This is a genomic window from Streptomyces sp. NPDC030245 (genome assembly GCF_055572995.1).
This window is the reverse complement of record NZ_JBVICF010000014.1, coordinates 200,699-224,901: the sequence shown is the minus strand read 5'-3', so window position 1 is coordinate 224,901 and position 24,203 is coordinate 200,699. Positions and strand designations below refer to the sequence as shown.

The 24,203-nt window shown below is 71.5% G+C and carries 22 protein-coding genes and 3 tRNA genes; 11 read left to right on the top strand and 14 right to left on the bottom strand.

What is annotated here, in order from left to right; genetic code table 11:
* Nucleotides 1–181: 181 nt before the first annotated feature.
* On the bottom strand, nucleotides 182–1,015 hold the full coding sequence (locus ACZ4Z4_RS32730) for a DUF8083 family protein (protein WP_468335475.1): 834 nt from the start codon (nucleotides 1,013–1,015) through the stop codon (nucleotides 182–184).
* A gap of 151 nt (nucleotides 1,016–1,166) precedes the next feature.
* Here ACZ4Z4_RS32730 and ACZ4Z4_RS32725 point away from each other — a divergent pair, with 151 nt between their 5' ends.
* Both ACZ4Z4_RS32725 and ACZ4Z4_RS32720 read left to right on the top strand, forming a co-directional pair.
* Nucleotides 1,167–2,243: a Leu/Phe/Val dehydrogenase gene (locus ACZ4Z4_RS32725; protein WP_468335472.1), complete on the top strand. Its 1,077-nt coding sequence runs from the start codon at nucleotides 1,167–1,169 to the stop codon at nucleotides 2,241–2,243.
* Between the two features lie 296 nt (nucleotides 2,244–2,539).
* Nucleotides 2,540–2,797 carry a DUF3073 domain-containing protein gene (locus ACZ4Z4_RS32720; protein ID WP_344522176.1) on the top strand — a complete coding sequence of 86 codons (258 nt, stop codon included), beginning with the start codon at nucleotides 2,540–2,542 and terminating at the stop codon, nucleotides 2,795–2,797.
* Nucleotides 2,798–2,913: 116 nt separating this feature from the next.
* Here ACZ4Z4_RS32720 and purM read toward each other — a convergent pair whose 3' ends face one another.
* Together purM and purF are read right to left on the bottom strand one after the other, a co-directional pair.
* Entirely contained in the window at nucleotides 2,914–3,987 is a 1,074-nt protein-coding gene (gene purM, locus ACZ4Z4_RS32715) for a phosphoribosylformylglycinamidine cyclo-ligase (RefSeq protein WP_468335470.1), read from the bottom strand.
* Nucleotides 3,988–4,023: 36 nt separating this feature from the next.
* On the bottom strand, nucleotides 4,024–5,550 hold the full coding sequence (gene purF, locus ACZ4Z4_RS32710; protein WP_468335468.1) for an amidophosphoribosyltransferase: 1,527 nt from the start codon (nucleotides 5,548–5,550) through the stop codon (nucleotides 4,024–4,026).
* A 215-nt stretch (nucleotides 5,551–5,765) separates the two neighbouring features.
* Between purF and ACZ4Z4_RS32705 the strand changes: the two genes are divergently transcribed.
* Entirely contained in the window at nucleotides 5,766–7,220 is a 1,455-nt protein-coding gene (locus ACZ4Z4_RS32705) for a sulfatase family protein (RefSeq protein ID WP_468335465.1), read from the top strand.
* A gap of 18 nt (nucleotides 7,221–7,238) precedes the next feature.
* On the opposite strand, the gene ACZ4Z4_RS32700 is transcribed toward ACZ4Z4_RS32705, so the two are convergent.
* From ACZ4Z4_RS32700 to purS, 8 genes are all read right to left on the bottom strand, one after another.
* Nucleotides 7,239–8,129: an META domain-containing protein gene (locus tag ACZ4Z4_RS32700; protein ID WP_468335462.1), complete on the bottom strand. Its 891-nt coding sequence runs from the start codon at nucleotides 8,127–8,129 to the stop codon at nucleotides 7,239–7,241.
* A 35-nt stretch (nucleotides 8,130–8,164) separates the two neighbouring features.
* Nucleotides 8,165–8,974, bottom strand: a complete 810-nt coding sequence (locus tag ACZ4Z4_RS32695) for a maleylpyruvate isomerase family mycothiol-dependent enzyme (RefSeq protein ID WP_468335460.1) — start codon at nucleotides 8,972–8,974, stop codon at nucleotides 8,165–8,167.
* A gap of 10 nt (nucleotides 8,975–8,984) precedes the next feature.
* Nucleotides 8,985–9,623, bottom strand: coding sequence for a TetR/AcrR family transcriptional regulator (locus ACZ4Z4_RS32690; RefSeq protein ID WP_468335456.1), 639 nt, complete (start codon nucleotides 9,621–9,623; stop codon nucleotides 8,985–8,987).
* 5 nt (nucleotides 9,624–9,628) lie between these two features.
* The gene (locus tag ACZ4Z4_RS32685; protein WP_468335453.1) at nucleotides 9,629–10,468 is read right to left on the bottom strand and encodes a M23 family metallopeptidase; all 840 of its coding nucleotides are present in this window, start codon (nucleotides 10,466–10,468) and stop codon (nucleotides 9,629–9,631) included.
* A gap of 48 nt (nucleotides 10,469–10,516) precedes the next feature.
* The gene (locus ACZ4Z4_RS32680; protein WP_468335450.1) at nucleotides 10,517–11,023 is read right to left on the bottom strand and encodes an ArsR/SmtB family transcription factor; all 507 of its coding nucleotides are present in this window, start codon (nucleotides 11,021–11,023) and stop codon (nucleotides 10,517–10,519) included.
* Nucleotides 11,024–11,206: 183 nt separating this feature from the next.
* On the bottom strand, nucleotides 11,207–13,456 hold the full coding sequence (gene purL, locus ACZ4Z4_RS32675; RefSeq protein ID WP_468335447.1) for a phosphoribosylformylglycinamidine synthase subunit PurL: 2,250 nt from the start codon (nucleotides 13,454–13,456) through the stop codon (nucleotides 11,207–11,209).
* A complete protein-coding gene (gene purQ / locus ACZ4Z4_RS32670; RefSeq protein WP_468335444.1) occupies nucleotides 13,453–14,133 on the bottom strand; it encodes a phosphoribosylformylglycinamidine synthase subunit PurQ in 681 nt (226 codons plus the stop codon). Before purQ ends, purL begins: the two co-directional genes overlap by 4 nt.
* On the bottom strand, nucleotides 14,130–14,408 hold the full coding sequence (gene purS / locus ACZ4Z4_RS32665) for a phosphoribosylformylglycinamidine synthase subunit PurS (RefSeq protein WP_468335441.1): 279 nt from the start codon (nucleotides 14,406–14,408) through the stop codon (nucleotides 14,130–14,132). The genes purQ and purS overlap by 4 nt, the downstream gene beginning before the upstream one ends.
* Before the next feature lie 319 nt (nucleotides 14,409–14,727).
* Between purS and ACZ4Z4_RS32660 the strand changes: the two genes are divergently transcribed.
* From ACZ4Z4_RS32660 to ACZ4Z4_RS32625, 8 genes are all read left to right on the top strand, one after another.
* Entirely contained in the window at nucleotides 14,728–15,045 is a 318-nt protein-coding gene (locus ACZ4Z4_RS32660; protein ID WP_398301551.1) for an Lsr2 family protein, read from the top strand.
* A 123-nt stretch (nucleotides 15,046–15,168) separates the two neighbouring features.
* Nucleotides 15,169–15,240, top strand: a tRNA-Gly gene (locus tag ACZ4Z4_RS32655).
* 79 nt (nucleotides 15,241–15,319) lie between these two features.
* Nucleotides 15,320–15,395: transfer RNA gene (locus ACZ4Z4_RS32650), tRNA-Gly, on the top strand.
* A 139-nt stretch (nucleotides 15,396–15,534) separates the two neighbouring features.
* Nucleotides 15,535–16,506 (top strand): ABC transporter ATP-binding protein, encoded by a 972-nt coding sequence (locus ACZ4Z4_RS32645; protein ID WP_468335438.1) that lies wholly within the window; start codon nucleotides 15,535–15,537, stop codon nucleotides 16,504–16,506.
* Nucleotides 16,503–17,282, top strand: coding sequence for an ABC transporter permease (locus tag ACZ4Z4_RS32640; protein ID WP_468335435.1), 780 nt, complete (start codon nucleotides 16,503–16,505; stop codon nucleotides 17,280–17,282). Before ACZ4Z4_RS32645 ends, ACZ4Z4_RS32640 begins: the two co-directional genes overlap by 4 nt.
* 13 nt (nucleotides 17,283–17,295) lie before the next feature.
* Nucleotides 17,296–18,579, top strand: coding sequence for a sensor histidine kinase (locus ACZ4Z4_RS32635; RefSeq protein WP_468335432.1), 1,284 nt, complete (start codon nucleotides 17,296–17,298; stop codon nucleotides 18,577–18,579).
* The gene (locus ACZ4Z4_RS32630) at nucleotides 18,576–19,184 is read left to right on the top strand and encodes a response regulator (RefSeq protein ID WP_468335430.1); all 609 of its coding nucleotides are present in this window, start codon (nucleotides 18,576–18,578) and stop codon (nucleotides 19,182–19,184) included. Before ACZ4Z4_RS32635 ends, ACZ4Z4_RS32630 begins: the two co-directional genes overlap by 4 nt.
* Before the next feature lie 23 nt (nucleotides 19,185–19,207).
* Nucleotides 19,208–19,283, top strand: a tRNA-Gly gene (locus ACZ4Z4_RS32625).
* Nucleotides 19,284–19,326: 43 nt separating this feature from the next.
* Here the strand turns inward: ACZ4Z4_RS32625 and ACZ4Z4_RS32620 are convergent.
* The 3 genes from ACZ4Z4_RS32620 to ACZ4Z4_RS32610 form a co-directional block, all read right to left on the bottom strand.
* On the bottom strand, nucleotides 19,327–20,223 hold the full coding sequence (locus ACZ4Z4_RS32620) for a phosphoribosylaminoimidazolesuccinocarboxamide synthase (protein ID WP_468335426.1): 897 nt from the start codon (nucleotides 20,221–20,223) through the stop codon (nucleotides 19,327–19,329).
* Between the two features lie 152 nt (nucleotides 20,224–20,375).
* Nucleotides 20,376–21,857, bottom strand: a complete 1,482-nt coding sequence (locus ACZ4Z4_RS32615) for a N,N-dimethylformamidase beta subunit family domain-containing protein (RefSeq protein WP_468335423.1) — start codon at nucleotides 21,855–21,857, stop codon at nucleotides 20,376–20,378.
* 365 nt (nucleotides 21,858–22,222) lie between these two features.
* Nucleotides 22,223–24,142, bottom strand: a complete 1,920-nt coding sequence (locus tag ACZ4Z4_RS32610; RefSeq protein ID WP_468335419.1) for a M48 family metalloprotease — start codon at nucleotides 24,140–24,142, stop codon at nucleotides 22,223–22,225.
* Nucleotides 24,143–24,203: the final 61 nt, after the last annotated feature.

Below are 24,203 nucleotides of genomic sequence, written 5' to 3'. Positions count from 1 at the left end.
CCGCCCTTACTTGGGCGGAAGGAGCCCTCCCCGGACTCCTTGTCCTATTTTGGCATGAGGGGGGGTGATGGGCGCAAGAGCCCCGAAAGTGCGGTCCATCACGCTTGAGGCAAAGGCCCGTATCGGGACCTACGTCCCGGCCCCGGGGAAGAGCGGCGGGAAATCGCCGCCCTCAGTGCCCTCAGTTCGCGAACTGGAGGTCCCGGACCGCCCGCCACCGCTCCACGAGCCTCGCATACGCCTCGCCGGCCGCCTCGCCGTCACCGTCCCGCAGCGCCTCGATCCCCTCGGCCACGTCCGCCGCCGAGTGGTCCTCGCCGAGCTCGTCGGCCGGCACCGCGTGCACGAGGCCTCCGTAGTCGAGCTCGACCAGGGAGCGCGGATGGAACTCCTCCAGCCAGCGCCCGACGTCCACGAGCCCGTCGACGAGCGGACCCTCGCCGAGCGCCTCCCGCAGCGTCCGCAGGCCGCGGGCGACCCGGCGCCGCGCCTGCACCATCGGGGTGCGGTAGCGCAGCACGGGCGGGTCGGCCTTCGCGTGGCTCCGCTCGTCGTCGGAGACGAGCACGAACCAGTGCAGCGGCACCTGCCACGTCGACGTACGGATCCAGGGGCGCGCGTCAGGGTTGCGGGCCAGCCACCGCTCGTAGTCCGCGGCCGTCTGGCGGCGCAGCACCGGAGGCAGCACCGCGTCGAGGACCGGCGCGGGCAGCTGCCCGGCCAGCTCCCCCATGGCCTGCCAGCCGCGCAGCCGGGTCCGCCACGGGCAGACGCAGAGCACCCCGTCGGCCTCCACCACGAACGCGTCGCCGCTCTCGTGCACCGGCACGGGCACCGGCGGCGTGGGCACCAGGTCGGCGAGCGAGCGGCGGAGCTCGTCCTGGTAGGAGGGAAGGTCCTCGCGGCGGGCGTAGCGCGCCCAGTGGCCGCGCTCCGGTTCCGGGAAGGCGGCCAGCGGCTCGTACACACGCAGATAGGACGCGTACGGGACCGTCACCGATGACACCTTGGGCACGGCTGCTCTCTCCCCCACGGGTGAACTCGAAAACGTGATCCTCGACTCCGGGCGGTCAAGGTGGGTGGACAGCCTTTAGTCTCATGCCCATCGGGCCCCGCCACCCGTACGGAGCCCGCCCAACCGCGCCACTTGACCGGGAGTCACCACAGTGACCGAAGCAGACAACGGCGTCCTGCACACCCTGTTCCACTCGGATCAGGGAGGCCACGAGCAAGTAGTGCTCTGCCAGGACCGTGCCAGCGGCCTCAAGGCCGTGATCGCCATCCACAGCACCGCCCTGGGCCCCGCCCTCGGCGGCACCCGCTTCTATCCGTACGCGACCGAGGAAGAGGCCGTCGCCGACGTCCTGAACCTGTCGCGCGGGATGTCGTACAAGAACGCCATGGCCGGGCTCGACCACGGCGGCGGCAAGGCCGTGATCATTGGTGACCCCGAGCAGATCAAGAGCGAGGAGCTGCTCCTCGCCTTCGGCCGTTTCGTCGCCTCCCTCGGCGGCCGCTACGTGACGGCCTGCGACGTCGGTACGTACGTCTCGGACATGGACGTCGTCGCGCGCGAGTGCCGCTGGACCACCGGGCGCTCCCCGGAGAACGGCGGCGCGGGCGACTCCTCCGTGCTCACCGCCTTCGGTGTCTTCCAGGGCATGCGTGCCAGCGCCGAGCACCTGTGGGGCGACCCGTCGCTGCGCGGCCGCAAGGTGGGCGTCGCGGGCGTCGGCAAGGTGGGCCACCACCTCGTCGAGCACCTCCTTGAGGACGGCGCCGACGTCGTGATCACGGATGTGCGCGAGGAGTCGGTGAACCGGATCCTCCACAAGCACCCGTCGGTGACGGCGGTGGCGGACACCGAGGCGCTCATCCGGACCGAGGGCCTCGACATCTACGCGCCCTGCGCGCTCGGCGGTGCGCTGAACGACGACTCCGTGCCGGTCCTGACCGCGAAGGTGGTGTGTGGTGCCGCCAACAACCAGCTGGCGCACCCGGGGGTCGAGAAGGACCTCGCCGACCGCTCGATCCTCTACGCGCCGGACTACGTGGTGAACGCCGGCGGCGTCATCCAGGTCGCCGACGAGCTCCGCGGCTTCGACTTCGACCGGTGCAAGGCGAAGGCGTCGAAGATCTTCGACACCACGCTCGCCATATTCGCTCGCGCAAAGGAGGACGGCATTCCGCCGGCCGCCGCGGCCGACAGGATCGCCGAACAGCGGATGTCCGACGCGCGCTGAAGGGCATATCGAGGCGCATGACAGGGCCCCCGCCGGCGTACCGGGAGAGACAAGACTCACCCCCGTCGGCGGGTCGCCCGGCAAGAAGAGGTTAAAATCGCAGTTGACCAGCGAGGACGGGGCTCCTCGAGGGTTGTGCGCCGAGGCGCGTCCTGCGGGCGACGTACCGTATGGCCGCAGGAGCAGGTACCGTGGAAGCCCTACGGACCGGTCTCTCCACGGAGAGTCCGTTCCAGATCATGAACGCGTGTCAAGACTCTGGGGCCGTCGAGCCCCGTATCCGAGGGGGTCGAGCCATGGGGCGCGGCCGGGCAAAGGCCAAGCAGACGAAGGTCGCCCGCCAGCTGAAGTACAGCAGCGGCGGGACTGACCTGTCGCGTCTGGCCAATGAGCTGGGCGCTTCGACTTCGCAACAGCCGCCGAATGGCGAGCCGTTCGAAGACGACGACGAGGAAGACGACCCGTACGCCCAGTACGCGGATCTGTATAACGACGACGAGGACGACGACTCTGCCGAAGAGTCCGGCCCCTCGTCTCAGCGCCGCGGCGCTTGACCTCGTTGCTTAAGCACCATTTATTGCCTGTGCAGTATTCGCAGTTCTCATAGCAACTGCACTTCACCCGGTCCGGGGGCACCACCCCGGGCCGGGTTTTGTGCTGCTTCCGTTTCCTACTTCGCGTAGTCGCCGATGAGCTCGGCGCCCGTCGCGTGGTCGCCGCGGTCGGTGATCTCTCCGGCGACCCAGGCCTCCACGCCGCGGTCGGCGAGGGTGGTGAGTGCCGCGTCCGCCGACTCCTCGGGGACGATCGCGATCATGCCGACGCCCATGTTCAGCGTCTTCTCCAGCTCCAGGCGCTCGACCTGACCGGCTGTGCCGACCACGTCGAAGACCGCGCCCGGCGTCCACGTCCCGCGGTCGACGACCGCGTGCAGAGCGTCGGGGATCACCCGGGCGAGGTTCGCCGCGAGGCCGCCGCCGGTGATGTGGCTGAAGGCGTGGACGTCGGTGGTGCGGGTGAGCGCCAGGCAGTCCAGGGAGTAGATCTTGGTGGGCTCCAGGAGCTCCTCGCCGAGCGTCCGGCCGAACTCCTCGACCTGACGGTCCAGGGTCCAGCCCGCGCGGTCGAAGACCACATGCCGGACGAGCGAGTACCCGTTCGAGTGAAGACCCGAGGACGCCATGGCGATGACCGCGTCACCCTTACGGATGCGATCCGGGCCGAGCAGGCGGTCGGCCTCGACCGCGCCCGTGCCGGCGCCCGCGACGTCGAAGTCGTCCGGGCCGAGCAGGCCCGGGTGCTCCGCCGTCTCGCCGCCGACGAGCGAGCAGCCCGCGAGGACGCAGCCCTCGGCGATGCCCTTCACGATGGCGGCGACCCGCTCGGGGTGGACCTTGCCGACGCAGATGTAGTCGGTCATGAAGAGCGGCTCGGCGCCGCAGACGACGATGTCGTCCATGACCATGGCGACGAGGTCGTGGCCGATGGTGTCGTACACGCCCAGCTGGCGGGCGATGTCGACCTTCGTACCGACGCCGTCGGTCGCGGAGGCGAGCAGGGGGCGCTCGAAGCGCTTGAGCGCGGAGGCGTCGAAGAGTCCGGCGAAGCCGCCGAGGCCGCCGAGGCCCGCGACCTCGGGGCGCTGGGTCTTCTTGACCCACTCCTTCATCAGCTCGACGGCGCGGTCGCCCGCCTCGATGTCGACGCCCGCGCTTGCGTAGCTGGCACCAGTGGTCTCAGACATGACGGTGAGAACTTTCGTGTCGTACTGCGTGGGGTCTTACGGGCGACGGATCGCGTCGGCGGCGGCGGTGGACGCCGGGCCCGCGGCCAGCTCCGTCTCCAGGAGCTGCTTGCCGAGCAGTTCGGGATCGGGCAGCTCCATCGGGTACTCGCCGTCGAAGCAGGCGCGGCAGAGGTTCGGCTTGTCGATGGTCGTGGCCTCGATCATGCCGTCGATGGAGATGTACGAGAGGGAGTCGGCGCCGAGCGACGTGCCGATCTCCTCGATGGTCATGCCGTTGGCGATGAGCTCGGCGCGCGTCGCGAAGTCGATGCCGAAGAAGCACGGCCACTTCACGGGCGGGGACGAGATCCGGATGTGGACCTCGGCGGCGCCGGCCTCGCGGAGCATCTTGACCAGGGCGCGCTGGGTGTTGCCGCGGACGATCGAGTCGTCGACGACCACCAGGCGCTTGCCCTTGATGACTTCCTTGAGGGGGTTCAGCTTGAGCCGGATGCCGAGCTGGCGGATCGTCTGCGAGGGCTGGATGAAGGTGCGGCCGACGTAGGCGTTCTTGACGAGGCCCGCGCCGAAGGGGATGCCGGAGGCTTCCGCGTACCCGATCGCGGCGGGGGTGCCGGATTCGGGGGTCGCTATGACGAGGTCGGCCTCGACGGGAGCTTCCGCGGCGAGTTTCCGGCCCATCTCGACGCGCGAGAGGTAGACGTTCCGGCCCGCGATGTCCGTGTCGGGGCGCGCGAGGTAGACGTACTCGAAGACACAGCCCTTGGGCTTTGCTTCCGCGAAGCGAGTGGTTCGCAGTCCGTTCTCGTCGATCGCGACGAACTCGCCGGGCTCGATCTCGCGGACGTAACTGGCGCCGCAGATGTCGAGCGCCGCGGACTCCGACGCGACGACCCAGCCGCGCTCCAGGCGGCCGAGGACCAGCGGGCGGATGCCCTGCGGGTCACGGGCCGCGTACAGCGTGCCCTCGTCCATGAAGATGAGGGAGAAGGCGCCCTGGACCTGCGGGAGGATCTTCATGGCGGCGTCTTCGATGGTCAGCGGCTTGCCGTCGTCGTCCACCTGGCCCGCGAGGAGAGCCGTCACCAGGTCGGTGTCGTTGGTCGCGGCGACCTGGGTCGCGCGGCCGTTCTCCTTCGGCAGTTCGGCGACCAGCTCGGCGAGCCGGGCCGTGTTGACGAGGTTGCCGTTGTGCCCGAGCGCGATGGAGCCGTGCGCGGTGGCACGGAACGTCGGCTGGGCGTTCTCCCAGACGGAGGCACCGGTGGTCGAGTAGCGGGCGTGACCGACCGCGATGTGACCCTGGAGCGAGCCGAGAGAGGTTTCGTCGAAGACCTGGGAGACGAGGCCCATGTCCTTGAAGACGAGGATCTGGGAGCCGTTGCTGACCGCGATTCCCGCGGATTCCTGGCCCCGATGCTGGAGGGCGTAGAGCCCGAAGTACGTGAGCTTTGCGACCTCTTCGCCCGGAGCCCAGACACCGAAGACGCCGCAAGCGTCCTGGGGGCCCTTCTCGCCGGGAAGCAGATCGTGATTGAGTCGACCGTCACCACGTGGCACGCCATCGAGTGTAGGCGAGATCGACCACTGGTCCGAATTGGGGATACGGGCCCTGCACGGAGGGTGAGCGCGCCCCGTCGCGAGGGCCGTCGCGGCCCGTTCGCCACGCGAGTGCTTCAGGCGTACGACAACGCTGTGAACTGCGACGACAGCTCTGTGAACAGCGGCGGTCACGCGTTGACGCCCGTTCCGGAACGCGGCGAGGCTCCTGATCCATGCAGCCTCATGGATCACGGTCTTCCCGGTTGTCCCGGCGCTCCTTCACCGGCGGTGTGGCGGGCGCCGCCGTCGGCGTGGGCGCCGCGGGCGCCGCCACGCGGGCCGACGCCGCGCCCGGCGCCCCCGCCACATCCACAACTCCCGGCGAACGCCCCTTCGCCGCCGCGCACGGGCGGTACTCCCGGCGGCCCAACATCCTCTTCATCCTCGGCGACGACCTCGGCTGGGCCGATCTCTCCTCGTACGGATCGCCGCACATAAGAACCCCCCACCTGGACCGCCTCGCCCGCCAGGGCGTGCGGTTCACGGACGCCTACGCCGGCTCCGCGACCTGCTCGCCGACCCGCTTCAGCCTGTACACGGGGCGCTACCCCGGGCGTACGAAGGGCGGGCTCGCGGAGCCGATCGCCGACAGGTCGGTGGGACTCGACCCGACCCACCCCACGCTCGCCTCACTGCTGCGCGACGCCGGGTACGCGACCGCGCTGATCGGCAAGTGGCACTGCGGCTACCTGCCGGACCACTCCCCCACCAAGTCCGGCTGGGACGAGTTCTTCGGGAACTTCGGCGGGGCCCTGGAGTACTACTCGAAGCTCGGGCTCGGCGGGGAGTACGACCTCTATGAGGGCGCTGTCCGGGAAGGCGACGCCGAGTACAAGGACCTGCGGTACTACACGCGCGTCCTGACCGAGCGTGCCGGGGAATACGTCCGGCGGGACCACGGCGAGAAGCCCTGGCTGCTCAACCTCAACTTCACCACCCCGCACTGGCCGTGGATCGCGGACGGGGACGAGGCGGCGAGCGCGGAGATCGTGCGGAGGATCAAGGCGGGCGAGAAGGGCGCGCTGTGGCACCAGGACGGCGGCTCCCTGGAGAAGTACGCGGAGATGGTCGAGGACTTGGACCGCTCGGTGGGCGAAGTCCTGCGCGCGCTGCGGAAGTCCGGGCAGGAGCGGGACACGCTGGTGTTCTTCGCCTCGGACAACGGCGGTGAGCGCTTCTCGTACAACTGGCCGCTGTCCGGCAACAAGGGCTCGCTGAAGGAGGGCGGCATCCGGGTGCCGACCATCGTGCGGTGGCCTGCGCGGATCGACGGCGGGCAGCTCAGCGGTGAGCCCGTGTACACGCCGGACTGGACGGCGACGCTCCTGGAGGTGGCGGGGGCCCGGCCGCACCCGGCGTACCCGCTGGACGGGACGAGCCTCGCGCCCTACCTCCTGAAGGGGCGGGCCGTCGGCGAGCGCGAGCTGTTCTGGCGGGTGCGCGGGGAGCGGGCGCTGCGCCGCGGGAAGTGGAAGTACTACCGCGGCAAGGGCGGCGCGGACCAGCTCTTCGACCTCGCTGCCGACCCGCGTGAGCAGGCCGACCGGGCCGCGGCCGAGCCGGAGCTCCTGGCCGAGTTGCGGGTGGCGTGGGAGCGGACGGACGGGGAGCTGCTGCCGTACGGCTGAGGCACCGGGGTCGTGCGGTTACTTCGCCGGCTTCCCGGTGTCGTCCGTCCGGTCCGCGTTCGCCCTGATGACGGTGCCGTCGGCGGCGGTGAGCTTCAGGGTGCCCCGCTCCACCTCGTAGCGCGCCGTGCCGTCGAAGAGCTTCAGGAGCTTGCGTTCCGTGGTCATCGCCGCGCCCGGACACAGCTTCCGGGTGGTGGTCGGGGCGCCGAAGGTGATGCGGCCGTCCTCCGCCTCGGCCTTGGCGGTGACGGAGTTGCAGCCGAGGTTGCCGCGGACCTTGCCGTCCTCGCCGAAGGTCAGGTGGACCTTGTCCGCCACGTCCTTCGGCAGGGACGCGGTGGCCCGGGCGTCGCCGACGGCGTCGATCCGCCACTTGGTGCCGGTGAGCGGGGCGTCGGGCCCGGCGGGCTGCGAGGTGAAGGCCACGCGGTCTCCCTTGGCGGTGGTGAGGGTCATGCGGTCGCCGGCGACCTTGGCGGTGAACTTCTCCTTGCCGAGGGCGCGCAGGGCGTTCTTCTCGAACGCCATGCGGCCGTCGTCCGCGCAGGCCCGCTTCGTCGTGAGCGGCTGCCCGAACTCCACGGTCCCGCCCTTGATCGTCACGTCGGCGCCGACCGTGTTGCAGCCGAAGCTGCCGCCGGCCCGCCCGTCCTCGCCGATCCTGAGGTAGGCGTCCCCCGGCGCGTCGTGCTTCTTGCCGCCCAGGGTGAGGCTCTCGACGTTCCAGCGGACGCCGGTGAGGGCCGCCTCGCTCGCCACGGAGCTCCCCGCGGAACGGCCGCCGGAGCCGCCTTCGGAGCCGGTCCCCGACTCGGTGCCGCATGCGGTGAGCAGCAGCCCGGCGGAGGCCAGCACGGTCAGGGTGAGAGTCAGTCGCTGCGTGTGCATGCCGATCTGACGGGACAAGTGGGGGAGTCGGTTCCCTTCTCGCCCCGGCCGGGTCAGCTCATGATCGGCAGCAGCCCCGACAGGTCCGCGCGCTCGCCGCTCGCGCTGACCTGTGCCGTGTCGAGGGCCGTCGCCCAGTCGGTGCGGCCGGTCGCGAGACGGATCCAGGTGAGCGGGTCGGTCTCGACGACGTTGGGCGGGGTGCCGCGGGTGTGCCGGGGGCCCTCCACGCACTGCACGACCGCGTACGGCGGAATCCGCACCTCGGTCGAGGCGCCCGGCGCCTTCACCGCGAGGGCGTCGGCGAGCACCCGGGCGCAGGTGGCCAGGGCCTGGCGGTCGTGCGGCACGTCGAGGCCGGGCACCGCGTCGTTCAAGTCGTCCGTGTGGACGGTGAGTTCGATGACGCGGGTGACCAGGAACTCGCCGAGGGGCATGGCACCCATGCGGGACGGCACCAGGCGCTCGTCGGACACGGTCGCCCAGGACTTCAATGCCTCCTCGACCTCGGTGAGCGTGCGGGTGAGCAGCTCGTCGAGGCCGGCGCCGACGCTCTTCGCGCCGGCGCGGGTGGCCTCATCGACCACGGCGGCGGCGCCGGACGTCACGAACGGCCAGTCGGCCAGCGACATTTCGGGCTTCTCCGGCTCCGGGAGACCGAGGTACTCGTGGACGGTGGAGAGGCCCATCGCCATGTGGACCGCGAGGTCGTGCACGGTCCAGACGCCGAGCCGGGTCGGCCCGGCGAGCTGCTCGGGCGTGAGCGTGCGGACCGCCTCGCGCACATGGCCGAACTGGGCGACGACGGCGGCGCTGGTCTTGGCGGAGTCGTATGAACGCATGCGCTTCTTGGCCGGTGGCATGGGGCCGAGCCTAAGTGTTTTCGGGGTACCCCTGAAGACCCTTTTCCACTTGGCCGAAAACACGCTCCGCGGCCTCGGCGCACTCCTTCGCGATCTCGTCGACGGGATCGCCGGCGAGGGTGCGCTCGTGGTTCTGCATGATGAGCGCGTTCCGCGCGCCGATCAGCTGGGCGGCGGCGACCCGCGCGAGGAGCATGTCGCCGGTCTCCGCGGCGAGCTCGTCGGCGAGGAGCTGGACGCTGCGCATGTGGAAGATGACCACGCGGTGCGCGAGCGTCGGTGTCTCCTTGATGAGCTGGCGCACCTTGTGGGCGCGCGGGTCGCCGCTGAGGCCGATCGACGGGTCGTGTCCGGGGATCTGTGCCAGGAACTGGCGGCGCACCGCGGCGACCGCGGATTCGCCCGGCCGGCGCTCGCGCACGGCGCGGGCCGGGTCCTGCGCGTGCTCCTCCATCGGGCCGACGATCACGTCTTCTTTGGTGCCGAAGTAGTTGAAGACGGTCATCTTCGACACCTCGGCGGCCTCGGCGATCTCCGCCACGGAGACGTGGTCGAAGCCGCGCTCGGAGCAGAGGTCCACGGCGACCTGCCAGATCCGCGCGGCGGTCTGCCGCTTCTTGCGCGCGCGCAGCCCCAGCTCCTCAGTCATGCAGGTCACGGTACCGGGGCGGTCTCTTCCCGCACGGTGAACGTCTCGCGGTTGCGGGGCACGCCGACCCCCCGCCACCTGAACGGCACGCCTCGCGCGGTCTCCGGGTCGGGCCCGTCCATGAGCTGGAAGTGGACGTGCGGCTCGGTGGAGTTGCCGGAGTTGCCGCAGCCGCCGATGCGCTGCCCGACGGACACCTTGTCGCCGGTCCGGACCGCGAGGGAGCCCTGCTGGACGTGCGCGTACAGGGCGTACGTCCCCTCGCCGAGGTCCAGGACGACGTGGTTGCCGATGATGCGGCGGCTCCCGCCGAGCGTCCTGCCGACGCCTTCGACCAGCCAGAAGTACAGCACCCCGAGGAGGGAGCTGCGGCTCAGGTGGTCGCGCTGGGCGTCCTCGGCGTGCACGACGGTCGCGTCGGCCACCGCGTACAGCGGCGCACCGAAGGCGGGGTAGGCGCGGCCGTGCCGGGCGAGGGGCCAGAACCAGACGGGGGCGGGGCGTGCGGGGCCGTCCTCCGGCTCGGCGGTGATGTCGATGGCGTACGTCTGTGCCAGCTGATGCGTGCCGTGGCTCGGCACCTTGTCGGCGGGGCTGTTGAGCGCGGACCAGCGGCCCGTGACCGGGGGCGCGACCTCGACGGGGGCCGGGGGATCCGCCTCGATCCGCCGGCGCGCGGAGCGGGAGAGCGTGGTGCTGACGGCGATCGCGGCGAGCGCGGGCAGCCAGCTCAGCCAGTAGTCGTACGGCAGCTCCGTGAACCGCTGGACGACGAATTGGGCGAAGAACACGATCCACAGCAGCCGGTGGACCACAGCGGCACTTTTGCGCAGGCCTACGGACATCACTTCCCCCTCGTACGGTCGTAAAGCCACAAGGTCGTACAGATTCGGTCAGGTCACCGGCTTGGCCGCCGTGAGCACCACGAGCAGCGGCACCACCCGCCCCGCCGGGACCTCGTACCGGCCGCGCTCCGTGGTGTGGAGCCAGCCCGCGCCGGTCAGCTGGCGCAGGTGGTGGTAGATCTGGCCGGTCGTGCCGACGTCGTCGAGCGCGGCCAGCTCGGCGGCGGTGCGCAGGCCGCCGAGGATCTCCCGCAGCAGCCGCAGCCGCACGGGGTTGCCGAGGGCGGCGAACGACTCGGCGGCCTCGGTCCAGTCGCCCTCGAACACCGTCTCCGTCAGCAGGCCGTACTGCCAGTCGTACCGATGCCCCGTCGGCACCCGCACCGACCCGGTGAACAGGACGGCGCCGTCCGCGTCCTCCGTCACCGGATGCCGCGCCTTCAGTGCGTCCAGGGCCCAGAAGTCGCCCTCTCCCACGGGGGGCGCGGCCGGGCCCGCGCTCTCCAGCTCCGCCATGCGCCGTTCGAGCTCGGCGACGCGCTCTTCGAGGCTCATGGGTACGAGATTACGTAGGTACGTAATTCCTGGCAACCCCCATGGGCCCCGTAAGGGGCGCGGTGAACTGCGCGGGCAAACACGGAAAAGCCGCAGACGCGTCTGCCGAATGCTGGGCAGATGCGTCTGCGGCTTTCCTTGGGCTGAGCGCGCAGTTCACCGCGCCCCTTACGGGGCGATCCGTCAGGCGAACAGCTCCGGCAGCGTCCGCTCGTGGGCCTCGCGCAGCTCGCTCAGCGGCAGCGTGAACTCGCCCTGCACGTCGACCGCGTCACCGTCGACCACACCGATGCGGCGGACGGGCAGACCCCGCGCCCCGCACATGTCGGTGAAGCGCAGCTCCTCGCTCCGCGGCACCGAGACGACCGCGCGTCCCGCCGACTCGGAGAAGAGGAACGTGAACGCGTCCAGGCCGTCGGGGACGACGAGCCGCGCGCCCTTGCCGCCGCGCAGGCACGACTCGGTGACGGCCTGCACGAGACCGCCGTCCGACAGGTCGTGCGCGGCGTCGATCATGCCGTCGCGCGAGGCCGAGATCAGGATCTCGGCGAGCAGCTTCTCGCGCGCCAGGTCGACCTTGGGCGGAAGCCCGCCGAGGTGTCCGTGGATCACCTGCGACCAGGCCGAACCGCCGAACTCCTCGTGCGTCTCGCCGAGCAGGTAGAGGAGCTGGCCCTCTTCCTTGAACGCCATCGGCGTGCGCCGCGCGACGTCGTCGATCACACCGAGGACGGCGACGACGGGCGTCGGGTGGATCGCCGCCTCACCGGTCTGGTTGTAGAGCGAGACGTTGCCGCCGGTGACCGGGGTGCCCAGCTCCAGGCAGCCGTCCGCGAGGCCGCGGATGGCCTCGGCGAACTGCCACATGACGTCCGGGTCCTCGGGCGAGCCGAAGTTCAGGCAGTCCGAGATCGCGAGGGGCTTGGCGCCGGACGCGGCGACGTTGCGGTACGACTCGGCGAGCGCGAGCTGCGCGCCCGTGTACGGGTCGAGCTTCGCGAACCGGCCGTTGCCGTCGGTGGCGATGGCGACGCCGAGACCCGTCTCCTCGTTGATCCGGATCATCCCGGAGTCCTCGGGCTGGGCGAGCACGGTGTTGCCCTGCACGAAGCGGTCGTACTGGTCGGTGACCCAGGACTTCGCGGCCTGGTTCGGCGCGGCGACCAGCTTCAGGACTTGCTCGCGCAGCTCCTCGCCGTTCGCCGGGCGGGCCAGCTTGTTCGCGTCGTCGGCCTGGAGGGCGTCCTGCCAGGACGGGCGGGCGTACGGACGCTCGTAGACCGGGCCGTCGTGCGCGACCGTGCGCGGGTCGACGTCGACGATCTTCTCGCCGTGCCAGAAGATCTCCAGGCGGTCGCCGTCGGTCACCTCACCGACGACGGTGGCGATGACGTCCCACTTCTCGCAGATCTCCAGGAAGCGCGCGACCTTGTCGGGCTCGACCACGGCACACATGCGCTCCTGCGACTCACTCATGAGGATTTCCTCTGGGGTGAGCGTGGAGTCGCGCAGCGGCACGTCGTCGAGCTCGACGCGCATGCCGCCCGAGCCGTTGGACGCCAATTCGCTGGTGGCGCAGGAGAGTCCGGCGGCACCGAGGTCCTGGATGCCGACGACGAGCTTCTCGGCGAAGGCCTCCAGGGTGCACTCGATGAGGAGCTTCTCCTGGAAGGGGTCGCCGACCTGGACCGCCGGGCGCTTGCTCGGCTTCGTGTCGTCGAAGGTCTCGCTCGCCAGGATCGAGGCGCCGCCGATGCCGTCGCCGCCCGTGCGGGCGCCGTACAGGATGACCTTGTTGCCGGGGCCCGACGCCTTCGCGAGGTGGATGTCCTCGTGCCGCATCACGCCGATGGCACCGGCGTTGACCAGCGGGTTGCCCTGGTAGCAGGCGTCGAAGACGAGTTCGCCGCCGATGTTGGGCAGGCCCAGGCAGTTGCCGTAGCCGCCGATGCCCGCGACGACGCCGGGGAGCACGCGCTTGGTGTCGGGGTGCTGGGCATCGCCCATGCGCAGCGGGTCCACGACGGCGACCGGGCGGGCGCCCATCGCGATGATGTCGCGGACGATGCCGCCGACGCCGGTGGCCGCGCCCTGGTAGGGCTCGACGTACGACGGGTGGTTGTGGGACTCGACCTTGAAGGTGACCGCGTAGCCCTGGCCGACGTCGACGACACCGGCGTTCTCACCGATGCCGACGAGCATGGCGTCGTTCTCCGGCACCTTCTCGCCGAACTGCTTCAGGTGGACCTTGCTGCTCTTGTACGAGCAGTGCTCGGACCACATGACGGAGTACATGGCGAGCTCGGCGCCGGTCGGGCGGCGGCCGAGGATCTCGCGGACGCGCTCGTACTCGTCCTCCTTCAGGCCCAGCTCGGCCCAGGGCAGCTTGACGTCGGGCGTCTCGGCCGCGTGCTTGACGGTGTCCAGAGTCATGCGTTGACCAGCTTCTTCAGGATCGAGGTGAAGAATCCGAGGCCGTCGGTGCGGCCGGTCCCGACCAGCGGCTCCACGGCGTGCTCGGGGTGCGGCATGAGGCCGACGACGTTGCCCGCCTCGTTGGTGATGCCGGCGATGTCGCGGAGCGAGCCGTTGGGGTTGCCGTCCAGGTACCGGAAGGCGACGCGGCCCTCGGCCTCCAGCATGTCCAGCGTCCGCTCGTCGGCGGTGTACTGCCCGTCGATGTTCTTCAGCGGGATGCGGATCTCCTGCCCCGCCGTGTAGTCGGCGGTCCAGGCGGTCTCCGCGTTCTCCACGCGCAGCTTCTGCTCGCGGCAGATGAAGTGCAGGTGGTTGTTGCGCAGCATCGCGCCGGGCAGGAGGTGCGTCTCGGTGAGCACCTGGAAGCCGTTGCAGATGCCGAGGACCGGCATGCCGGCCTTCGCCTGCGCGATGACGGACTCCATCACCGGCGAGAAACGGGAGATGGCGCCGGCCCGCAGATAGTCGCCGTAGGAGAAGCCGCCGGGCAGCACCACGGCGTCGACCTGCTTGAGGTCCTTGTCCTTGTGCCACAGCGGCACGGCTTCGGCGCCCGCCACGCGGACGGCACGCTGGGTGTCGCGGTCGTCGAGGGTTCCCGGGAAAGTGACGACTCCAATTCGAGCAGTCACTTCGCGGCCTCCTCGGCCTTCTGCGCCTCGGCCTCTTCGACCTTTACGACGAAGTCCTCGATCACGGTGTTGGCGAGGAAGGTTTCCGCCAACTCGTGGATACGGGCGAGGGCCGCGGCATCCACGGGCCCGTCCACCTCGAGTTCGAAGCGCTTTCCCTGACGTACGTCGGAGATGCCCTGGAAACCGAGGCGCGGCAGTGCACGCTGCACCGCCTGGCCCTGGGGGTCGAGGATCTCCGGCTTGAGCATGACGTCGACTACGACGCGTGCCACTGGCACTCCCGGTGTGTGGTGCTGGCGTGTGCTGCTTGCTGGGTGCTGAGCAGGTTCCTTCAGACTACCGGCACAAAATTTCTACTCGCGTAGATTCGTAGCAACCTACGAGATGACGGTCACGTTCCGGGGCGCAGACAGGTATCGAACCGAGAACCTTCACGATGAATCCATGAAAGATCTAGCCGCGCAATGCGGCAATACAATGCCGGGCACTGTACAAAGGAATTGGCAATAGCCGATACTTTGCCCAAAACATCCGTGCAGTCGGCATCACCGCATGTCAAGGCGGTAGAGCCGCGCGAAGGGACCGATATTCGTGGCGCAACGTGTCGTGGTCACTCTCTTTGACGACATCGACGGCGGGGAAGCGGCGGAAACGGTCGCGTTCGGTCTTGACGGCAAGTCGTACGAGATCGACCTCAATCAAACCAATGCCAAGAAACTGCGCACGGCTCTGGCGCCGTACCTGGAGGCAGCCCGCAAGCAGTCGAAGTCCGGAGCCGTCTTCCGGCACACGGCGGTCTCGCCCGATCCGTCGGCGGTCCGCGCCTGGGCGCGCTCGCACCAGATGGACGTCCCGCCCCGCGGCCGCATCCCCAAGAAGGTCTACGAGGCCTTCGAAGCGGCCAACTGAGCACGCGCCGCACGCCGTCCGGAGCCCCTCGCCGGCACCGACTTGCGCTGCACCCCTCCTGGTCGGCTAAAGTCTGGAGCACGCCGAGGGGCGAGGCCGAAAGGCCGGACCTCACGGAGTCTTGCGGGTGTAGTTCAGTAGTAGAACATCCCCCTTCCAGGGGGAAGGCGCAGTGTGCAATTCCTGTCACCCGCTCTGCATCGCTCACCGACCGGTCCACCGGTTGCGGTAAGCTGGTGCCCGCGCCGGTCGGTGAAAGCCGATCGGAGGCAATGCGAACGTAGCTCAGTTGGTAGAGCGCAACCTTGCCAAGGTTGAGGTCGCGAGTTCGAACCTCGTCGTTCGCTCCATGTGAGAAGGCCCTGGTCATCGACCGGGGCCTTCTTCGTATCCCCTGCCATCCGTCCCCCGGACGCTTCTGACATTTGTCATGCGGGCCGGTGACAGCGCGCACTGCCGACGGCTCCCCGGCGGGGAGACGCTCGACACATGACTGACCAAGTGATCGACGTGAGCGAGTTGCGGCGCGTGTACGGGGGAGATTTCGAGGCGGTACGGGGAGTCTCCTTCGCCGTGGGACGCGGCGAGCTGTTCGCGCTGCTCGGCACCAACGGCGCCGGCAAGACGTCCACCGTCGAACTCCTCGAAGGGCTCGCGGCACCGGCCTCCGGACGGGTGCGGGTGCTCGGGCACGACCCGTACACCGAGCGGAGCGCGGTGCGCCCGCGGATCGGCGTCATGCTCCAGGAGGGCGGCTTCCCGGCGGAGTTGACCGTCGCGGAGACCGCACGGATGTGGGCGGGCTGCACCAGCGGAGCCCGGCCCGTCGGCGAGGCCCTGGAGCTCGTCGGGCTCGCCAAGCGCACCCGGGTCCGCGTGAAACAGCTCTCCGGCGGCGAGAAGCGGCGCCTGGACCTCGCCATGGCACTCCTCGGCCGGCCCGAGGTGCTCTTCCTCGACGAGCCCACCACCGGACTCGACGCGGAAGGCCGGCGCGAGACCTGGCAGCTGGTCAGGGAGTTGCGCGACAACGGCACGACGGTGCTGCTCACCACGCACTACCTCGAAGAGGCCGAGAGCCTCGCCGACCGGCTCGCGATCCTGCACGAGGGCCGCATCGCCGCCGAGGGAAGCGTCGCCGACGTGGTGGCCGAGCAGCCCTCCCACATCTCCTTCGAACTGCCCGCCGGGTACTTCGTGGGCGACCTGCCGCCGCTCGCGGAACTCGGCGTGACCGGGCACGAGACGGACGGCCGCCGTGTCCGGCTGCGCACCGAAGAGCTGCAACGGGCCGCCACCGGACTGCTGTTGTGGGCCCGCGACGCACGCGTCGAGCTGACCGCGCTCGACGTGCGCGCGGCCACGCTGGAGGAGGCGTTCCTGCGGATCGCGCGGGACGCGCAGAGCGGGACGGGCGAGACCGCCGAGCGGCGCCCCGCCGGCAAGGAGATGGCGGCATGAGCACGGTGACCACGACGACCCCGGCACGCCGGATGCGGGCGCTGGCGCGCGCCGAGATGACGCTGTTCGGACGGAACAAGGCGATGCTGTTCGCGGCGCTGTTCGTGCCGCTGGTGATCCCGTTCAGCATGCGGCAGGCGGCCGAGGGCATGGACCTGAAGGGCACCGGGCTCGACGTCGGTACCGTCGTCCTGCCGAGCGCCCTCGGCTTCTCCCTGCTGTTCGCCGTGTACTCCGCGCTGACCGCCGTCTACGCCGCCCGCCGCGAGGAGCTCGTCCTCAAGCGGCTGCGCACCGGCGAGCTCCGGGACCCCGAGATCCTCGCGGGCGCCGCGCTGCCGTCGGTCCTCATCGGGGTCGTGCAGTGCCTCGTGCTCTCCGTGGGCTGCGCGGTGCTCCTCGACGCCGGGGCGCCGAGCGCGCCGCACCTCGTCGTGCTCGGCGTCGCCGCGGGGCTCGTGATGTTCACCGCGCTGGCCGCCGTCACCGGCAGCATCAGCAGGACCACCGAGTCCGCACAGGTCATGAGCATGCCGCTGATCTTCGTGTCGATGATCGGCTCCGGGCTCTTCATCCCGCTGGAGGTCATGCCCGACAAGCTCGCGTCGGTCTGCGAGCTGCTCCCGCTCTCGCCCGTCATCGAGCTGATCCGCGGCGGCTGGGCCGGGAACCTCTCCGCCTGGGACGCCCTGGGCGCCGCCACCACCGCGGTGGCCTGGACCGTACTCGCGGTGTTTGCTGTACGGCGATGGTTCCCCTGGGAACCCCGGCACTGAGGGAGGAGCCGCCGTGATCGACCGCATGCGGGCCTGGCAGCGCGACTGGCACGGGCGCAGCAAGATCGAGAGGGTCGAGCTCCAGAGCCTCGCCATGTGGCACGCCATGCCGTGGATCTTCTTCCTCAGCTGGCTCTCCGTACCGCTCGGCCTGAGCCTGCGCACGGAGCTCACCGCGCAGCTGTTGGGCTGGTCGCTGATCGTCCTTGCCGCCGCGCAGTGCGTGCACGTCAACCGCACCCTGCGCCGGTCGATCGACCACTACCTCCGGCGGGCGCCCCTGCCGCGCCGCGACCTCGCCGTAGCCGCCGTCCTCATGGGCGGCACCCTAGGACTCGCCGTCGGCCTCCGGGCCGTGGACGGCGTGGACGACGGAATGCTGGGCCTCACCACCCTGTACGTGACGATGCCGTTCGCCCAGGCGCTTGCCTTCTCCGTGCCCGTCCGGGGCTTCCTGGCCCGGATGGCGCTGGTCGACGCCGTGGCCGTGGCCGGCTTCGCGGCCGGCGGGGCCCGCGGCGGGCAGCTCGCCGTGGTCGGCGGCCTCATCGCCTTCGCGGGCGTCCTGGCGCTGGTCTCCACGCGCTGCGGCGCCTGGACGCTCTCCGTGATGTGGGAGGGCGACCGGGCCCGCGAGGTCGAGGCGCGGCTCGCGGTCGCCGAGGAGCGGCTGCGGTTCGGCAGGGACCTGCACGACGTGATGGGGCGCAATCTCGCGGTCATCGCGCTCAAGAGCGAGCTCGCGGTGCAGCTCGCACGCCGGGGGCGGCCCGAGGCGGTGGACCAGATGGTCGAGGTGCAGCGGATCGCGCAGGAGTCGCAGCGGGAGGTGCGCGAGGTCGTACGGGGGTACCGCGAGGTCGACCTCGCGGTGGAACTCGCGGGGGCCCAGGGCGTGTTGGAGGCGGCCGGGATCGTGTGCCGGGTGACGGGGTCCGCGGCGGCGCTGCCCGCGTCGGTGCAGTCGGCCCTCGGGTGGGTCGTGCGGGAGGCGGCGACGAACGTGCTGCGGCACGGCGACGCGGGGCGCTGCGACATCACGCTGGCGGTGGACGAGGGGCGGGCGACGCTGGTGGTGGAGAACGACGGGGCGCCGGAGGCCGCAGCGGAAGGGCGGGGCTCCGGTCTCGCGGGGCTGCGGGAGCGCTTGGCCGCGGTGGACGGGGTGCTGGACTTCGCATCCGGCGCGGGTCTGTTCCGGCTCGCCGTGGAGATCCCCCTGCCACCGCCCGCGGCACACGACCCGGCACCGGAGCGGGAGCGGGAGCGGGGCCGCGGCGAGGGGGTGGCCGCGTGAGCCTGCGCGTCCTGCTCGCCGACGACGAGCACCTCATCCGCGGCGCGCTCGCCGCGCTGCTCGCCCTGGAGGACGACCTCGTCGTGGTCGCCGAGGCCGCGTCCGGGCCCGAGGCGCTCGCCATGGCGCGGGCCCACCGGCCCGATGTCGCCGTGCTCGATCTCCAGATGCCGGGCGCCGACGGTGTGAGCGTGGCCACATCGCTGCGGGACGAACTCCCCCGGTGCCGCACCATGATCGTGACGAGTCACGGCAGACCCGGGCATCTCAAGCGGGCCCTCGCGGTGGGGGTGCGCGGCTTCGTGCCGAAGACCGTGAGCGCCCAGCGGCTCGCCGAGATCATCCGTACCGTGCACTCCGGAAACCGTTACGTGGACCCGGAGTTGGCGGCCGACGCGATCTCCGCCGGGGACTCGCCGCTGACCGCCCGCGAGGCCGAGGTGCTCGAACTCGCCGCCGACGGGGCGCCCGTCGCGGAGATCGCCGAGCGCGCCGCGCTCTCCCAGGGAACCGTCCGCAACTACCTCTCGTCGGCGGTCACCAAGATCGGTGCGGAGAATCGGCATGCCGCGGTGCGTCTCGCACGCGAGCGAGGTTGGGTATAGTTGGTCTCGCGCTTCGGCGCAACGCGGACGTAGCTCAGTTGGTAGAGCGCAACCTTGCCAAGGTTGAGGTCGCCAGTTCGAACCTGGTCGTCCGCTCCAGCTGGAAGGCCCCGGTCATCTCGACCGGGGCCTTTCTCGTGCGCTACCAGGACGTGCCTGTCAGCCGCTCGTACGCCTCGATGTACTTGCCACGTGTGGCGTCCACCACATCCTGCGGGAGCGCCGGCGGCGGCTGCTCCCCGTGGCGGTCCCAGCCCGAGGCCGGCGAGGTCAGCCAGTCCCGCACGAACTGCTTGTCGTACGACGGCTGGGCGTGGCCCGGCTCCCACTGGTCCGCGGGCCAGAAACGCGAGGAGTCCGGCGTCAGGACCTCGTCGCCGAGGATGAGCGCCTCCCCGTCGAAGCCGAACTCGAACTTCGTGTCGGCGAGGATCAGGCCGCGCTCGCGCGCTACGTCCCGCGCCCGGCTGTAGACGGCGAGGGTCGACTGGCGCAGCCGTGCCGCGGTGTCCGCGCCGACCTGGCGGGCCACGTCCTCGTACGACACGTTCTCGTCGTGCTCGCCGACGGCGGCCTTCGCCGCGGGCGTGAAGATCGGCGCGGGCAGCTCCGAGCCGTCGACCAGGCCCTCGGGGAGGGCGAGGCCGCAGACGGTACGGGTGGCGTTGTACTCCAGGAGGCCCGAGCCCGTCAGATAGCCGCGGGCGACGCACTCGACCGGGACCATCTGGAGGGACTTGCAGACGAGGGTGCGGCCCTCCCAGTCGGCGGGCGCGCCGCGCGGCACGTCCGTGGAGATGACGTGGTTCGGGACGAGGTCCGCGAGCTGGTCGAACCACCACAGGGAGAGCTGGGTGAGGACGCGGCCCTTGTCGGGGATCTCCGAGGGCAGCACCCAGTCATAGGCGGAGAGGCGGTCGCTGGCGACCATGACGAGCTCGCCCGCCTCGTTCTGGTACAGCTCGCGCACCTTGCCGGTGTGGAGGTGGACCAGGCCCGGCACCTCAAGGGGCTCGGGCTTTTCTACGAATCCGGACACGGTTCCCTCCCGTGGTTCTGGCCAAGTGAGGTCGATTCTCCCGTATGGGAGGCGTGGTTTTGGCCATGGGTCGAGCGGGGCTGTGCGGTGGCGCGTACTCCGGTGTCCTGCCCGCCGCGCGGCGGACGGGGTCGGTCGCGCGGCGGACAGGGTCAGTCGCGCTTGCAGATGCGGTCCAGGAGGTTGGCGGTGGCGCGCTGGATGCGCGCGTCCACATGGCCGGGGCGGTCCAGCGCCGGGGACCAGGCGAAGGTGCCGGACGCGAAGACCAGGGCGCCGGACGGGGCGCGGTAGAGCGACGACTCCTGGTGGCGGGTGACGCCCTCGGTGTCCTCGTACGGCGAGTGGGCGAGCAGGATGCGGCCCTGGTGCTGGGGGAGCGTGGTGCGCGGGAAGTAGCGGTCGGCCTCGCCGGCGACCAGGCCCGCGATCTCGTCGTTCTCGTGCGCCCCGGTGGCCTCCCACAGCCAGTGGTCGGCGTTGCGGACGACGAGGGGGCGCGGCTCGGGGACGCGCCCCGCGTACTGGATGCCGAGCAGCTGCTGCTCCGCCTTGTCCTGCTCGCGCCAGAGGGCGGGGCGTCCTGGGCCGCGGCGCTTGCGGCAGGTAAGGAGGCGGTCCTCGACGCCGGACGCGGACGGGCCCAGCTCCACCTGCCAGTACATGGTGTTGGCGGAGAGGAAGACCAGGGAGGTGCCGTGCTCGCGGGCCAGCTCCGCGGTGCGGCGCATGCTCGGCGACCAGTACTCGTCGTGGCCGGGGAAGACCAGGCCTCGGTACCGGGTGGGGTCGATGCGGCCCGCGTGCAGGTCGCGGGCGTCGGCGTACGCCAGGTCGTAGCCGTACCGCTCGGCCCAGCGGATGAAGTCGTAGGCGTGGCCGACGTGCAGGGGCAGGCCCGCACCCGCGTACGGCCGGTCGAAGGAGACCGTGACGGCGGCCTCGCTCTCGCCGAGGAGACCGCCCTGCTCGTCCCAGGCGTGGTAGAGGCTGGCGCCCGTGCGGCCGTCCTCCGGATAGAGGTTGTACGCCTGCCAGGTGATGTCCGGCAGGAGCAGCAGGAGGTCGGCGGGGTGGCTGTCGCGGACCGTGAAGGGGACGTGCGAGCGGTACCCGTCGGCGGTGGTGAGGACCGCCACGTACGCCCCGATGCTCCAGTAGCTCGGGATCTGTAGCCGCCAGGAGAGCCACCAGTGGTGGCAGGAGACCGTGCGGTCCGCGGTCAGCGGGGCGGGCTGGACGATGCCGGAGAGGCGCGGGCTGGTGGTGATCTTCGAGGCGCCGTCGCCCCCGTAGTGCCCGATGCGGTAGATGTCGACGCTGAACTGCTGGGGCGGGTCCACGGTGACGTGGAAGTCGATCGCCTCGCCCGGGGCGGCGGCGCCGGTGGAGGTGAAGCCCTTGATCTGGCGGTGCACGTCGTCGGCGGTGCGCGGGCCGCCGGTGCGCGGCTCCGGGATGTTCGCCGCGCCGGGGGCCGGGGCATGATCGACGTACCAGGGCACGACCCGGCCCGTGTCGTCGAAGTAGTGCTCGGATCCGCGCAGCCAGGGCAGCGGGCCCTGGCCGAAAGGATCCGACACGGCGTGCGCCAGCGCGCCCGATTCCCAGCGGCGGATCGGCTCCGACTTCATTTGTGCCCCTCCCTCGCTCCCCCGAGCCTGCGGCGCCTCCTGGTGCGTACGGTCCGGCGGCCGCTCCCAGCACATCACATTACGCACGCGCCCCGTTACCGTTCGTCGCGAATTGGTGTGAACGGAGCGTGATGCTCCGCGTGGGTCGACGGGCGGGGTGGCGCTCGGGGTGGCGTTGGGGTGGCGCGTCGCGGTGGCGGGTGCGGTGGTGGGTGGGTGAGCGGGGGTCGGCCGTGCCGGATCGCGGGTTCGGGGGTGGAGGGCCGTGGCGGGGAGCGTGGGGCGCACGGAGGGGCGTGCGGGGTGGCGGGCGCCGGGGGTGCAGGGTTGCGGGAATGCGGGGTTACGCGTGTGCGCGCCCGGGGTCAGACGAGGCGGACCGGTTTTTCGGGGCGGATGCCCAGGCGGGTGAGCCAGTCCCGCAGCGGGGACGGGTCGCCGTCCTCGACGAGGCTCAGGACGCGCGGCGTGAGGTCCGCCGCGCGCTCGCCGTCGACCAGCAGGGCGGGCCCGTCGAGCCAGTCGAGACCGGGGGCGGCACCGGCGGTGTCCACCGCCGCACAGCACACCATCGCCGTCACGTGGTCGGCGAGGAGCTCGCGGCCCGTGCGCGGCGGCTGGAGCGGGAAGAGCGGCAGCGCGCCGTCGTCCCAGAGGGCCTCGTCGGGGCCCTGGCCGGTGGGGGCCGGGCGGGGCGGGGCCGCGGCCTCCTCACGGGCGAGCTCGGCGGTGAGGCCGGCGGCGATCCTGCCTCCGAGGCTCTGCTCGTCGGCGTCGTCGGTTCCGTCGATGCCGTCGGTGTCATCGATGCGGTCGATGCGGTCGATGCGGTCGATACCGCCGGTGGCGCCGTTGCCGCCGGTGGCGCCGTTGCCGCCGGTGGCGCCGTTGCCGCCGGTGGCGCCGTCCGCCGGGAAGAGGGACGCGGCGTGCTCGGGGGCGCCCCGGGTGAGCCGGTGCCGCGGGGTCGTCGGCGCCGGGTCGTCACTCTGCGTACTGCCCGGGCCAGGCGTCGTGAGGTGTTCGAGGACGCGGCCGAGCGTCGGCCCGTCCGGGGCCGGGGCCGTCGGGTCGGCGGAGTGGCCGACCCCGAGGGAGTCCAGGACGCGGTGCAGCCGGGCGGCGTCCATGCGCCATTTCCGGTCGACGACCTCGTCCGGATACTCCTGCCACGCCACCGGCGCCCAGTCCGGCCCCGCCTCCGCCGGGCCGCCGTGGAAGAGCCTGGCGGCGAGCAGCGACGCCGCCTCGTCCACCGAGCCGGGCTCCTCCAGCAGGTCGCAGGCGGGACGCTCGCCCAGGCGCGAGGCGAAACCCTCCGCGAGGCGGTCCCTGCGGGACAGCTCGGTGAGCGCGGAGACCACGCCCGCGTCGAGCCGGGAGGGCCAGCGGCCCATGCGCCAGGCGGGCAGCGCGACCCGGGTGAGGAGGCGGTCCCAGCCCGCGTACGCCAGACCGACCTGTTCCTGGGCGACGATCCGCACCCCATAGTCCACGGCCTGGGCGCGCTCGGCGGCGGCCGCCGCGACGCCGCGTTCCATCTCGGCGGCGTGCACCCGGCAGTGGCGCAGCAGGAGCCGGGCGATCCGGCCGATCCCGGCGAGCACCAGACGCGAGACGGGGTCGCGGCCCGGGGCCGTGGCGACGGCGACCGCCGCGTCGAGCCCGCGCACGAAGCGGCGGGCGGCGGCTATGTCGGGGTGCGCCGAGGGTCCTGTCCCCGCCACGACGGGGGCGAGCACCGCGCGCAGCTCGCCGACCCGCATCCACCACAGGAACGGGGAGCCGATGACGAGCACGGGGGCGACGGACGACGGGCGCTGCGCGGCGTGCGGCCGCCGCTCCCCGCGGTCGCGCGCGGGCGCGCCGCCGTGCGCGGGGTGGGCGCGGTCCTCCAGCCAGCTGTCGCAGTCCGGGGTGAGCGCTATCGCCGAGGGCGCGGGGACGTCCAGGCGGTCGGCGAGGTCCCGCACCAGGCGGTACAGGTCGGGGGCGGCCTCCTCGGTGATCGGCACCGTCGGGCTCAGGGCCGGCCTGGCCCGGGCGACGACCAGGCCGACACCGGCCGCGACGAGCAGCACGAGCACGGCCACTCCGGTCACGATCCAGCGGACGGTGTCCCAACGCCCGCCGCCCGCATGGCCCATGGCCCCGGCCGCGAGCAGCACGACGGCGACGGCCGCGGGCAGCAGGGCGACGGCCAGTGCCCGGCTGCGCAGCCGCAGCACGGCGAGGGCCCGGGAGCGCGCGGCCTGCGCGCCCACCTCCACACCCGTACCTGACACGACCGATGGCACCCCCTGCTGCCTATTGCTCGGCCGTCGGCCGGGGCCGACGGCACACATC

Excerpts from the sequence above, each read along its gene's own strand:
- ACZ4Z4_RS32720 (WP_344522176.1), top strand. The coding sequence starts at position 2,540 with ATGGGGCGCGGCCGGGCAAAGGCCAAGCAGACGAAGGTCGCCCGCCAG.
- purM (WP_468335470.1), bottom strand. The coding sequence starts at position 3,987 with ATGTCTGAGACCACTGGTGCCAGCTACGCAAGCGCGGGCGTCGACATC.
- ACZ4Z4_RS32705 (WP_468335465.1), top strand. The coding sequence starts at position 5,766 with ATGCAGCCTCATGGATCACGGTCTTCCCGGTTGTCCCGGCGCTCCTTC.
- ACZ4Z4_RS32695 (WP_468335460.1), bottom strand. The coding sequence starts at position 8,974 with ATGCCACCGGCCAAGAAGCGCATGCGTTCATACGACTCCGCCAAGACC.
- ACZ4Z4_RS32690 (WP_468335456.1), bottom strand. The coding sequence starts at position 9,623 with ATGACTGAGGAGCTGGGGCTGCGCGCGCGCAAGAAGCGGCAGACCGCC.
- ACZ4Z4_RS32685 (WP_468335453.1), bottom strand. The coding sequence starts at position 10,468 with ATGTCCGTAGGCCTGCGCAAAAGTGCCGCTGTGGTCCACCGGCTGCTG.
- ACZ4Z4_RS32680 (WP_468335450.1), bottom strand. The coding sequence starts at position 11,023 with ATGAGCCTCGAAGAGCGCGTCGCCGAGCTCGAACGGCGCATGGCGGAG.
- purL (WP_468335447.1), bottom strand. The coding sequence starts at position 13,456 with ATGACTCTGGACACCGTCAAGCACGCGGCCGAGACGCCCGACGTCAAG.
- ACZ4Z4_RS32645 (WP_468335438.1), top strand. The coding sequence starts at position 15,535 with ATGACTGACCAAGTGATCGACGTGAGCGAGTTGCGGCGCGTGTACGGG.
- ACZ4Z4_RS32640 (WP_468335435.1), top strand. The coding sequence starts at position 16,503 with ATGAGCACGGTGACCACGACGACCCCGGCACGCCGGATGCGGGCGCTG.
- ACZ4Z4_RS32615 (WP_468335423.1), bottom strand. The coding sequence starts at position 21,857 with ATGAAGTCGGAGCCGATCCGCCGCTGGGAATCGGGCGCGCTGGCGCAC.